At 46.8% G+C, this 10,821-nt stretch carries 14 protein-coding genes; 6 read left to right on the top strand and 8 right to left on the bottom strand.

Annotated elements, in window-relative coordinates:
• Positions 1 to 252 precede the first annotated feature (252 nt).
• Positions 253 to 798 carry a gamma carbonic anhydrase family protein gene (locus ACL9RG_RS22040; RefSeq protein WP_422794792.1) on the top strand — a complete coding sequence of 182 codons (546 nt, stop codon included), beginning with the start codon at positions 253 to 255 and terminating at the stop codon, positions 796 to 798.
• A 123-nt stretch (positions 799 to 921) separates the two neighbouring features.
• Here the strand turns inward: ACL9RG_RS22040 and aroE are convergent, their stop codons facing one another.
• Genes aroE through dprA form a run of 5 tightly spaced genes read right to left on the bottom strand, consistent with a single transcriptional unit; the run spans position 922 to position 4,508 of the window.
• Positions 922 to 1,737, bottom strand: a complete 816-nt coding sequence (gene aroE, locus ACL9RG_RS22035; protein ID WP_422794791.1) for a shikimate dehydrogenase — start codon at positions 1,735 to 1,737, stop codon at positions 922 to 924.
• Between the two features lie 12 nt (positions 1,738 to 1,749).
• Entirely contained in the window at positions 1,750 to 2,319 is a 570-nt protein-coding gene (tsaC, locus tag ACL9RG_RS22030; protein WP_422794790.1) for an L-threonylcarbamoyladenylate synthase type 1 TsaC, read from the bottom strand.
• Positions 2,320 to 2,324: 5 nt separating this feature from the next.
• Positions 2,325 to 2,870 carry a topoisomerase DNA-binding C4 zinc finger domain-containing protein gene (locus ACL9RG_RS22025; RefSeq protein WP_422794789.1) on the bottom strand — a complete coding sequence of 182 codons (546 nt, stop codon included), beginning with the start codon at positions 2,868 to 2,870 and terminating at the stop codon, positions 2,325 to 2,327.
• Between the two features lie 23 nt (positions 2,871 to 2,893).
• Positions 2,894 to 3,367, bottom strand: coding sequence for a DUF494 family protein (locus ACL9RG_RS22020; RefSeq protein WP_422794788.1), 474 nt, complete (start codon positions 3,365 to 3,367; stop codon positions 2,894 to 2,896).
• Positions 3,339 to 4,508 carry a DNA-protecting protein DprA gene (dprA, locus tag ACL9RG_RS22015; protein ID WP_422794787.1) on the bottom strand — a complete coding sequence of 390 codons (1,170 nt, stop codon included), beginning with the start codon at positions 4,506 to 4,508 and terminating at the stop codon, positions 3,339 to 3,341. The genes ACL9RG_RS22020 and dprA overlap by 29 nt, the downstream gene beginning before the upstream one ends.
• Positions 4,509 to 4,637: 129 nt before the next feature.
• On the opposite strand from dprA, the gene def reads away from it, so the two are divergent.
• From def to mscL, 5 genes are all read left to right on the top strand, one after another.
• Positions 4,638 to 5,150, top strand: a complete 513-nt coding sequence (def, locus tag ACL9RG_RS22010) for a peptide deformylase (protein ID WP_422794786.1) — start codon at positions 4,638 to 4,640, stop codon at positions 5,148 to 5,150.
• 73 nt (positions 5,151 to 5,223) lie between these two features.
• On the top strand, positions 5,224 to 6,186 hold the full coding sequence (fmt, locus tag ACL9RG_RS22005) for a methionyl-tRNA formyltransferase (protein ID WP_422794785.1): 963 nt from the start codon (positions 5,224 to 5,226) through the stop codon (positions 6,184 to 6,186).
• A gap of 87 nt (positions 6,187 to 6,273) precedes the next feature.
• Positions 6,274 to 7,563 (top strand): 16S rRNA (cytosine(967)-C(5))-methyltransferase RsmB, encoded by a 1,290-nt coding sequence (rsmB, locus tag ACL9RG_RS22000; RefSeq protein ID WP_422794784.1) that lies wholly within the window; start codon positions 6,274 to 6,276, stop codon positions 7,561 to 7,563.
• Between the two features lie 58 nt (positions 7,564 to 7,621).
• Positions 7,622 to 8,998, top strand: coding sequence for a Trk system potassium transporter TrkA (gene trkA, locus ACL9RG_RS21995; RefSeq protein ID WP_422794783.1), 1,377 nt, complete (start codon positions 7,622 to 7,624; stop codon positions 8,996 to 8,998).
• A gap of 123 nt (positions 8,999 to 9,121) precedes the next feature.
• Entirely contained in the window at positions 9,122 to 9,538 is a 417-nt protein-coding gene (mscL, locus tag ACL9RG_RS21990) for a large-conductance mechanosensitive channel protein MscL (RefSeq protein WP_422794782.1), read from the top strand.
• 103 nt (positions 9,539 to 9,641) lie between these two features.
• Here the strand turns inward: mscL and ACL9RG_RS21985 are convergent, their stop codons facing one another.
• The 3 genes from ACL9RG_RS21985 to ACL9RG_RS21975 all read right to left on the bottom strand — a co-directional run bounded on the left by ACL9RG_RS21985 (position 9,642) and on the right by ACL9RG_RS21975 (position 10,694).
• Positions 9,642 to 9,821, bottom strand: coding sequence for an alternative ribosome-rescue factor A (locus ACL9RG_RS21985; protein WP_422794781.1), 180 nt, complete (start codon positions 9,819 to 9,821; stop codon positions 9,642 to 9,644).
• 70 nt (positions 9,822 to 9,891) lie between these two features.
• Positions 9,892 to 10,323: a Zn(2+)-responsive transcriptional regulator gene (gene zntR, locus ACL9RG_RS21980; protein WP_422794780.1), complete on the bottom strand. Its 432-nt coding sequence runs from the start codon at positions 10,321 to 10,323 to the stop codon at positions 9,892 to 9,894.
• Positions 10,323 to 10,694 (bottom strand): DUF1992 domain-containing protein, encoded by a 372-nt coding sequence (locus ACL9RG_RS21975; protein ID WP_422794793.1) that lies wholly within the window; start codon positions 10,692 to 10,694, stop codon positions 10,323 to 10,325. Before ACL9RG_RS21975 ends, zntR begins: the two co-directional genes overlap by 1 nt.
• Positions 10,695 to 10,821 lie beyond the last annotated feature (127 nt).

Genomic DNA, 10,821 nt, shown 5'->3' with positions numbered 1-10,821 from the left:
GTTTTCAATCTTTCCGACCCGGTTACTTCGTGAAGTTGTTCACGTTGTTCCCTGTCGATGGAGGCGCATTATAGGGATCCGAATTTTTTCCACAAGGCTTTTTTGATCTTTTAATTTCAACTGCTTCTTTTTCGAACCTTTCGTTTTGATCTTGTTCGATCGGCTGGTTTTATCGACAAAAATATAGGGGGCAATATGATCTTATGGCTTACTACGGTGTAATAAAGGACTCATAAAGTGGAGGATGACAATATGTCTGCAGCGTTACGATCTTATAAAGGTGTCTGGCCAACTCTGGGTGAACGCGTGATGGTTGATCCCACCAGCGTTGTTATTGGCAATATCACTCTTGCTGATGACGTCGGTATCTGGCCGTTAGTCGCCATCCGCGGAGATGTGAATAAAGTATCGATTGGCCGCCGTAGCAATATTCAAGATGGCAGCGTACTGCACGTTACGCATCAATCAGAACACAATCCGCAAGGCTACCCTTTGGTTATTGGCGAAGATGTCACTGTCGGGCACAAAGTCATGCTCCACGGCTGCACTATCGGTAATCGTGTATTAGTCGGGATGGGTTCTATCTTACTAGATGGCTCAGTGATTGAAGATGACGTGATGATAGGCGCTGGTAGTTTGGTGCCCCCAGGAAAGAGGCTGGTAAGTGGTTATCTGTATTTAGGCAGCCCGGTTAAACAAATTCGTGAGCTGACGGCTGCTGAACGCGCTGGCTTAACCTACTCTTCAAGCAACTATGTAAAATGGAAAGACGATTACCTTTCGGGTGAAGATAAATAGATCTCACTCCGAGGATCATGTTCTTCATTACAGATCAGTTAATGTACCGAGTCGGAAATCCATTCCCCATAGCCGTGATTATCACGGCTATGGATCTTGCTGCTCGATATCAGGCTTAATTTATTACGCCATATCTTGCTTAAGCTGCTCCAGCACTGGCGCAATTTCTGGCATCACACCATGCCATAAATAAAATGCATACGCCGCCTGCCCAACCAACATTCCCAGACCATCAGCACACTGGGTAGCCCCCAGCGCCGTTGCCCAACGAATAAACGCCGTCGGCCCTGCCTGATAGTACATATCGTAGATACGGGTTTTATGACTAACGAGGGAAGTAGGTAACGCTGGAACATCACCTTTAATACCAGATGCCGTAGCATTAATAATGAGATCAAAATGCTCGCCTGTGAGGTCATCCATAGCAATAGCGCTAATCTCACCTTTACCAGTAAAGTGATCTTGCAGTTGCTGTGCGCGCTCAAACGTTCTGTTAGTCACTACAACCTGACATTCAAAATCAAGCAACGGCAGAATAACACCGCGCGCGGCCCCACCAGCTCCCACCAGTAATACTCGCTCGCCAGGTTTGATCATATCCAAACGCTGCAGATCGCTGAGCATGCCGACACCATCCGTGTTATCGCCAAGCAGACGCCCGTCTTCCAGCTTCTTCAACGTATTGACCGCACCACTCATTGCAGCGCGGTCATTAAGTTCATCGGCCAGAGCAAAAGCACGCTCTTTAAAAGGGACTGTCACATTGGCACCAGATGCACCTTGTGCAAAGAAATCATGCAACGTACTTTCGAATCCATCAAGCGGAGCCAGAACCGTGCCATAAGCCAGTTTAATACCCGTTTGCGCAGCAAATAGCGCATGGATCCTTGGAGATTTACTGTGATTAATTGGGTTGCCGAATACTGCGAAAGAAGACATGAGTAGTTTCTCTTAACCTTGACGAATAAGTTGACCTGTTAGTGCATCCTTGATTTCAGACGGATTCTCCCGCCCACCGACTGCGCCATGCAACACAGGGAAGTCATCGCCAAACTGCTGCTTCACCTCTTCAGCTGTCCGGCAAGGCGGTAAAGTAGTCAAATTGGCACTGGTTGAAACCAGAGGTTTACCAAACTGCTGGCAAAGTTCTTTCACTAAAGGGTGATCGCTAACGCGCACTGCTAGTGAATTAAATCGCCCAGTAAGCCAATCTGGCGTACTGGCTTTCGCAGGCATCACCCAAGTTACCGGGCCTGGCCAGCAAGCGAGGATCTCTTTGAGGCGTTGTTCGCCTAGCTGCGAATCATCTATATAAGGAAGCAATTGCTGATAATTATCGGCAATCAAGATCAAGCCTTTTTCGCGGGGGCGTCTTTTAAGTGTTAATAATGCCTCAACAGCCTGTTCACTATCAGGATCACACCCCAGACCGAAAACGGCTTCAGTTGGGTAAGCAATAACTTGCTGTTGATTTAATGCCTGCAATACGAGAGACATATCGCTCTCAGGATGTTTATTCATCTTACTCAATCTTTATTAACGACCGGTTTACCGCAGAGTTTGCTGGCACAAAACAGCTTCGGCCCCTGCGCCGTTTTCTTTTCCATCAATAGCGGATACTGGCAGTGCTCACACACGCCTGCGACAGGTTTGTTATTGATGGCAAATTGGCAATCTGGATAGCGGTTACACGCATGAAACACTTTGCCGTATCTAGATTTGCGTTGCAGCAAATGCCCATTCCCACACTGCGGACAACTAAGTGATGTCTCTGCTGGTTTATCTATCACTTCAGTGTGATCGCAAAGTGGATAGCCACTACAGCCGATAAACATACCAAAACGCCCTTGTCGTAAGACTAATGTTGACTGGCATTTCGGGCACTGTTGACCATCGAGCACTTTGACGATATGCCCATCAGCTTGTGCTTTCAGCGGCCTGATATATTCACATTGCGGGTAGGTGGAACAGCTGAGAAAGGGGCCGTGGCGACCACTTCGGATCACCAGGTCGGCCCCACATTCCGGACAGGATTCATTTTGCTTCTCAGCAAGAGGTGCTGCTTTCGTCATACTCTGTGATTTACCCGTTATCTTTAATGCAGATAACCTTCATTAACCTCAAATAACAGCTCTTCCATCTGCTGATAAGCACTTTCATATCCTGGAATATTAAAAAGAACCATCAGCACCACCCATTTGAGATCTTCAAGATCGAACTCATCGGTATCCAGAGCCATAACACGATCGATAACCATCTCTCTGGTATCGAAATTTAATACTTTGATCTGTTCCAGGAATAACAAAAAACCACGGCAACTGGCATCAAGCCGATTTGCTTCCTCATCGCTATAAACTCTGAGGGCACAAGGATCGGCATCCATCATATAAGAAGGCGTACCGCCCTCTTGCAGATCTGCCAATTTTTCAAGCCAATTTAATGCATTCAGGATATCCGTCCGATGAAATCCAGCCTGAGTCAAATCATCAGTTAACCTGTCTTGGTCGACACTCATCTCCGCTTCGTTGTGGATGTAAGTTTCAAATAAGTACATTAATACGTCGAACATGGCCTGCCCTCCCAATACGGACATAGCCGCCGGATACTGCTGCGATCCACCCTGCTAACTCCAGATCAAGTAGCTTTGCTACGACTTCTGGCACAGGTTGGCCGGCACGTTCGGCGACGACGTCAATAGGTGTCACCTCATATCCTACGTTAGCCAACACATCGGCAAATGGCAATTCAAGTTCAGCATCTTCTACACAAATAATCTCCTCTGTCGCTTTTTTTGCCGGCGACGAAACAGATTTTTGCTTAATAGTCGATTTTTTAGGGGGGATCCACGTCAGACCACTGCCGATATGCTCAGCAATATCTTGTGGCCCCGTCACCAGATATGCACCTTGTTGGATCAACCAGTGTGTACCTTCACTGGTTGATGTACCGAGTGGACCGGGTAAAGCAAAGACCTCCCGGCCTTGTTCTAACGCATAGCGAGCAGTAATCAGTGAACCACTGCGTAAACCCGCCTCAACAATTAATACGCCAACGCTCAGTCCGCTAATAATTCGATTACGTCGTGGAAAATGTTCACGCAACGGAGGAGCTGCAATAGGTAATTCGGAGACGAGGGCACCACCTTGCTGCACAATATCATCAGCTAATGCGCTGTTTCGCCGTGGATAGATATTGCCTAACCCACTGCCGAGCACAGCAATTGTTTTGCCTTCACTTTCTAATGCAGCACGATGGCAAATGCCATCAATGCCCAACGCTAACCCGCTGGTAATAGTGAAACCACTGCTAATTAATCCTGCTGAGAAGTACTTCGCCCAATCTGCTCCATAGTGGCTATGCTCGCGGCTTCCAACCATGCCAATTTGGGGGCTTGATAACACGTCAACATCTCCTTGTACAAATAACACTAAAGGAGGGGAAGAGATGTGGCGCAGTAAGTCAGGATAAGCAGCGTCATCAATCACCAACAAATGATGATTTTCGTTTTCTAGCCAACGTAAAGCGGCGCTCAAAGGTTCTTGGCGAGGACGCAAAAACGTGGATCGTTGTTCATCAGTTATCGGTAATTCATATAACGCGCCTGCATGATAGTCCCCCTTATCAAACAGATGCTGCGCGAGTGAACATGCCAGCGTCACATCTAATTTTTTTACTGCTGACAGCCGTAGCCACACTTCCTGGTGAGTCATCAGCCTCTCCTTGCTAATGGCAACATACGCCGTTTGTTCAATTGATAGACGATGCTGTCAATCAGAACTGAAAATGTCTAGAATGAAGGCTATATTTCGTTAATCCCTTGAATAAAGATCCAGAGATTTATGTCCGTATTACATATATTACGTTACCCAGACGAGCGGCTTCGCATTACTGCAAAACCGGTCAAAGAAGTGAATGCAGAAATTCAGCAGATCGTGGACGATATGTTCGATACCATGTATGCCGAAGAAGGTATTGGGCTGGCCGCTACTCAGGTTGATATTCATCAGCGCATTATCGTTATCGACGTTTCAGAAGAGCGTAATGAGCGTCTGGTACTCATTAACCCAGAGCTGATTGAGCAATGTGGCGAAACCGGTATTGAAGAAGGCTGCCTGTCAATTCCCGATCAGCGTGCATTAGTGCCGCGAGCAGAAAAAGTAAAAATTCGCGCTCTGGATCGTGATGGCAAAGAATTCGTTCTGGAAGCAGACGACTTGCTGGCAATTTGTATTCAGCATGAAATGGATCACCTGATTGGCAAACTCTTCGTGGATTACCTCTCCCCACTGAAGCGCCAACGCATCCGCCAGAAAATGGAAAAGTTAGCCAAGCTGGATGCTCGCAACAAGTAATCTGCGATAACACGTCAAGTTGCAGCTAAATGCGATACGCATTGCTGCAACTTGAAAGATTAAACGTTATTTCATGACTGGTTCACTACAGGAATACGCTTTGCGGATAATATTTGCCGGAACGCCGGATTTTGCAGCGCGTCATCTTGACGCGCTTTTGTCATCTGAGCACGAGGTCGTTGGTGTCTTTACCCAACCAGACCGTCCTGCTGGCCGTGGTAATAAACTGACACCAAGCCCGGTTAAAAATCTGGCCATTGAGCACAACATCCCCGTTTTCCAACCGAAATCACTGCGTCCAGAAGAAAACCAACGTTTGGTTGCTGACTTGAATGCTGACGTAATGGTTGTCGTCGCTTATGGGTTGATCCTGCCACAAGCGGTATTGGATATGCCAAAGCTTGGCTGTATCAACGTGCACGGCTCCTTGTTGCCGCGTTGGCGCGGTGCAGCGCCGATTCAGCGTTCGCTTTGGGCTGGCGATGCACAAACCGGCATTACCATCATGCAAATGGATGCAGGGCTGGATACCGGCGCCATGTTGCATAAGATAAGTTGTGACATCGAAGCCGAAGATACCAGTGCATCGTTGTACGACAAACTTGCCGGACTCGGTCCACAAGGCATGCTGACAACATTAACGCTGCTCGAAACAGGCAAAGCACAACCTGAAGCACAGAGTGAAGCGGCAGTCACTTACGCTGAAAAACTCAGCAAAGAAGAAGCTAAACTTGATTGGTCTCTCAGCGCAACGCAATTAGAGCGTTGCATCCGCGCTTTCAACCCTTGGCCGGTAAGCTATTTTATTATCGATGGACAGCCAGTTAAGGTTTGGCAGGCTGAAGTACTCAATAGCGATAAAGATGCTGAGCCTGGCACTATCATGGCAGCAGATAAGAAAGGCATTCAAGTTGCTACCGCTGAGGGCGTACTGAATATCACTCAGTTGCAACCTGCAGGTAAAAAAGCAATGTCAGCCCAAGACTTGCTTAACTCGCGCCGTGAATGGTTCACGCCGGGTACCGTGTTAGCTTAAGCTTTAACATTTCTATGCAGCCCGAGACACACCGTTTATCGGGCTTTTTCTTTTATACAATGCTGGCTACCCTCGGCTATTTTGACTATGAAAAACACCTATAACCTTCGCAGCATTGCTGCAAAAGCAATCAGTCAGGTGCTCGACCAAGGGCAGTCCTTATCGACCGTTCTCCCCGGCTTACACAAAAATATCGCAGACAAAGACCGCTCACTGCTGCAAGAGTTATGTTTTGGCACGCTACGCGTGCTGCCACAGCTTGAGTGGTGCCTGCAACAACTGATGGCTAAACCACTCACAGGTAAACAACGAACGCTGCATTATCTGCTGATGGTTGGGCTTTATCAGTTGATTCATATGCGTATTCCAGCTCATGCAGTATTGGCTGAAACAGTTGAAGGCGCAGTAGCATTAAAACGTCCGCAGCTTAAAGGATTGATAAATGGCGTGCTACGTACGTTTCAACGTCAACAAGAAGAACTGCTACAACGTCTTGAGAATAACGAAAATCGTTTTCTGCATCCAAGTTGGTTGTTGAAACGTATCAAATTGGCCTATCCACAGCAGTGGCAACAGATAATAGAAGCCAATAACCAGCGCCCACCAATGTGGTTACGAGTCAATCGCCAGCACCATACACGCGATGAGTATCTGGCGCTGTTAAAAGACGTTGAGATTGAAGCTTTTCCTCATCCTCTTTACGGCGACGCGATCCGCTTAGCGACACCTTGTGCCGTCGGACATCTTCCTGGTTTCGAGCAAGGTTGGGTCACGGTTCAAGATGCGTCCGCACAAGGCAGCGTTGATCTACTGGATCCGCAAAATGGCGAAACGATCTTGGATTTATGCTGCGCGCCGGGCGGCAAAACCACCCATATCCTTGAGGCTGCGCCTAAAGCACATCTTCTTGCTGTCGATGTCGATAAACAACGCTTAGTGCGCGTTCATGAAAATCTGCAACGTCTTGGGCTACATGCAGAAGTGAAACAAGGCGATGGTAGGGAACCCCACATTTGGGCAGTGGACAAAGTGTTCGATAAGATATTATTGGACGCTCCCTGCTCAGCAACGGGCGTGATACGCCGTCACCCTGATATAAAATGGCTGCGACGCGATAGCGATATTAACGAATTAGCCGCGCTGCAAGCTGAAATCCTCGAAGCCATCTGGCCGATACTCAAGCCACAAGGTGTGATGGTTTATGCTACCTGTTCAATTTTACCAGAAGAAAATAGCCAGCAGATAGCCGCCTTCCTTGAACGCCACCCTGACGCTAAGCTGGTTGAAACAGGTGATAAGGCCCATCCAGGAAGACAGAATCTGCCGCATGCAGAAGAAGGTGACGGTTTCTATTACGCGAAGTTAATCAAAAGCTGAGTGACAAGTGACATATCCAATAAGCTTGAAGCGACTAGTTGGCGGAGAATAGATCTAAATGAAAATAATAATTCTCGGTGCAGGTCAAGTTGGTGGGACACTGGCAGAAAATCTGGTGGGTGAAAATAACGACATCACTATTGTCGATACCAACACCACTCGTCTGCGCCAATTGCAGGATAAGTTTGACTTACGCGTCGTTCAGGGCCATGCGTCACATCCACGTGTGCTGCGTGAAGCAGGCGCGGAAGATGCGGATATGCTCGTGGCTGTTACGAATTCTGACGAAACCAATATGGTGGCCTGCCAAATAGCCTATTCGCTTTTCAACACGCCAAACCGTATTGCACGTATCCGTTCTCCCGAGTACATCCGTGAATCGGAAAAACTGTTTCAGCCTGAAGCCGTACCAATCGATCACCTCATCTCACCAGAGCAGTTGGTGACTGACTATATTTATAAGTTAATTGAATATCCTGGCGCATTACAGGTCGTTAACTTTGCAGAAGGTAAAGTCAGTATTGCCGCGGTGAACGCCTATTATGGCGGCCCGCTTGTCGGTAATGCGTTATCAGCTATGCGGGAACATATGCCGCATATAGAAACCCGCGTCGCGGCAATTTTCCGGCAAGACAGGCCAATACGCCCGCAAGGCTCGACCATTATTGAAGCGGGTGATGAAGTGTTCTTCGTTGCCGCTTCGCAGCATATTCGTGCGGTAATGAGCGAGCTACAACGCCTGGAGAAACCCTACAAGCGCATTATGATTGTAGGCGGCGGTAATGTGGGTGCCGGCCTTGCTCGTCGCCTAGAGAAAAACTATAGCGTTAAATTGATTGAACGTGACCAGCAACGCGCAGCGGAGCTGGCGGAGCTGTTGCAGGATACGATTGTTTTCTATGGAGATGCATCCGATCAAGAGCTACTGGCTGAAGAGCATATAGAACAAGTTGATGTCTTTATCGCCATTACCAATGATGATGAAGCTAATATCATGTCAGCTATGCTAGCTAAACGTATGGGCGCTAAAAAAGCGATGGTATTAATCCAGCGCAGTGCGTATGTCGATTTAGTGCAAGGCAGTGTGATAGATATTGCTATTTCACCACAGCAAGCCACTATTTCAGCATTATTAGGTCATGTGCGTAAGGCAGATATTGTCAGCGTATCCTCTTTGCGCCGAGGTGTGGCTGAAGCGATTGAGGCTATCGCCCATGGCGATGAAAGCACGTCGAAGGTTGTCGGTAGAACCGTTGAACAAATCAAGCTGCCACCCGGCACAACGATTGGGGCTATTGTCCGCGGTGACGAGGTAATTATCGCCAACGGAACAAGCCGAATACAGCAAGGTGACCACGTGATCATGTTCATTACAGATAAAAAATTCGTGCGCGATGTAGAAAGATTGTTCCAACCAAGTCCATTCTTCCTATGATGATTAACCGTCAGGCGGATTAATCATTAACTTAACCGTAATTAGTTAAGTTTTGTAGCGCATTTGCACTAAATAGTCTTTACTTTGATTGACAGATTTATTGATTCCTTAAGGGGTGTTTTTATGAGTTTTATGAAAGAGTTCCGTGAATTTGCCATGCGTGGCAACGTGGTTGATTTAGCAGTCGGTGTAATTATCGGTGCTGCTTTCGGCAAAATCGTTTCGTCATTGGTTGCCGATATTATTATGCCGCCATTGGGATTACTGATTGGTGGCGTGGACTTTAAATCCTTCGAGCTCGTATTACGCGATGCACAAGGAACGGTACCTGCTGTCGTTATGAAATACGGCGTGTTTATCCAAAATATCTTCGATTTTGTTATTGTGGCATTAGCTATCTTCTGCGCCATCAAACTAATGAATAAGATGCGCCGTAAAGAAGATGTGGAACCAGAAGCACCTGCGAAACCAACGGCTGAAGAAACGCTATTGAGTGAGATTCGCGACCTGTTAAAACAACAGCAGACACCTAAGCTGTAATGTAATATCTCGGATGTGAATGTAAAAAGCCATCTCAACGATGGCTTTTTCATTTGTAGCATGCAAAATCGCAGTCTGCATGTAGAAAGGCAGTGTTAAAAGCTTACTTGAAACGTTTAACACTGCCCTCCCAATTCCCCTTCTTGCCATTTTTCTCTTTACGGCGATAACTACCTTTGCCTTTGAGGCTTTTTTCTACTCGCTGACGGAACAACGGGTCGTGTAGTAATGCGTGCAATGCATTGTCTTGAATAGTGCCTTTTTTATGTTGATAGTGACTCATATTTTCCTCGCAACATGATTGATGTTTTGTAGACAAAATGTCCACAATGTGGATCGAGCATAATCTATGCTCAATATTTGGATTTTGCAATATCAGTCGTCGCCCCTGCTTCCAGTGCCTCCAAAATAGAACAGCTAGAGGTGCTATGTGCTTTGCCACAGCATGCGCTGCTTAGCCTTTTTAACGAATCACGCATATGAATCAGCTCATCGAGGCGCTGTTCAACTTCTTGCAAACGGTGGTCTACAATCGATTTAGACTCCTCGCAGGTGTGTTGAGTAGGATCAATTCGAATCGAAAGAAGTTCAGCAATCGCTTCTAGAGTAAAGCCGATAGTTTTGGCATAGCGAATAAAACGTAAACGCTGAAGATCATTTTCTGTATACAAACGATAGCCAGACTCACTACGTTCACCATAAGACATGAGTCCTTGTTTCTCGTAGTAACGCACCGTATCAGGTGTCACTTCTGCAAGTTTGGCCAAATCTCCAATTTTGAACATTAGGTCTCCGTATTTAATTTTTTGCTGATAACCGTCTTGTAAGGACCTTGAAGAAAGTCAGTGCTTAATCCAGCTTGCTGTAATCGATGTTCTAATAATTTTAGACGTTTTTCAGCCTGAGAGTAGCGTGGATCATCAAGCGTGATGCTTTGCATGAGTTTATATAGCTCTAGTGCTTCCTGTCGCGACTGCAATTCAGGAGGCAAATAACCCGAGTTTCTGAGAATGCGATAGGCCATCCGTAATTCTTCAGGCACCGCGCTATCATCATCCAAAACCAAAGGAGCCCCAGAACCAGGCAACGAATCAAACTCGCCTTTTTTCTGTGCTTCGAGAATCAGTCGCTCAACCCTTTGTTCACTTAATATCATATCTATCCAGCCAAAGTGCCCAAACAACATCAGCATAAGATACCAGCATAGCCAGATACAAATAGGAAAATACGCAAAGCGGGTAAGAGATGAGTGGAGAACGCAAAATTTAGGCGTAAAAAAACCG

This window comes from Rouxiella sp. Mn2063 (assembly GCF_049319665.1).
Lineage (GTDB): Bacteria > Pseudomonadota > Gammaproteobacteria > Enterobacterales > Enterobacteriaceae > JBMOUD01.
The sequence above is the reverse complement of the archived record's forward strand: the minus strand, read 5'-3'. Positions and strand labels throughout refer to the sequence as shown.

Bases quoted from the DNA above. Each gene is read 5' to 3' on its own strand.
- ACL9RG_RS22040 (WP_422794792.1), top strand. From the start codon at position 253: ATGTCTGCAGCGTTACGATCTTATAAAGGTGTCTGGCCAACTCTGGGT.
- aroE (WP_422794791.1), bottom strand. From the start codon at position 1,737: ATGTCTTCTTTCGCAGTATTCGGCAACCCAATTAATCACAGTAAATCT.
- tsaC (WP_422794790.1), bottom strand. From the start codon at position 2,319: ATGAATAAACATCCTGAGAGCGATATGTCTCTCGTATTGCAGGCATTA.
- ACL9RG_RS22025 (WP_422794789.1), bottom strand. From the start codon at position 2,870: ATGACGAAAGCAGCACCTCTTGCTGAGAAGCAAAATGAATCCTGTCCG.
- ACL9RG_RS22020 (WP_422794788.1), bottom strand. From the start codon at position 3,367: ATGTTCGACGTATTAATGTACTTATTTGAAACTTACATCCACAACGAA.
- dprA (WP_422794787.1), bottom strand. From the start codon at position 4,508: ATGACTCACCAGGAAGTGTGGCTACGGCTGTCAGCAGTAAAAAAATTA.
- def (WP_422794786.1), top strand. From the start codon at position 4,638: ATGTCCGTATTACATATATTACGTTACCCAGACGAGCGGCTTCGCATT.
- fmt (WP_422794785.1), top strand. From the start codon at position 5,224: ATGACTGGTTCACTACAGGAATACGCTTTGCGGATAATATTTGCCGGA.
- rsmB (WP_422794784.1), top strand. From the start codon at position 6,274: ATGAAAAACACCTATAACCTTCGCAGCATTGCTGCAAAAGCAATCAGT.
- trkA (WP_422794783.1), top strand. From the start codon at position 7,622: ATGAAAATAATAATTCTCGGTGCAGGTCAAGTTGGTGGGACACTGGCA.
- mscL (WP_422794782.1), top strand. From the start codon at position 9,122: ATGAGTTTTATGAAAGAGTTCCGTGAATTTGCCATGCGTGGCAACGTG.
- ACL9RG_RS21985 (WP_422794781.1), bottom strand. From the start codon at position 9,821: ATGAGTCACTATCAACATAAAAAAGGCACTATTCAAGACAATGCATTG.
- zntR (WP_422794780.1), bottom strand. From the start codon at position 10,323: ATGTTCAAAATTGGAGATTTGGCCAAACTTGCAGAAGTGACACCTGAT.
- ACL9RG_RS21975 (WP_422794793.1), bottom strand. From the start codon at position 10,694: ATGATATTAAGTGAACAAAGGGTTGAGCGACTGATTCTCGAAGCACAG.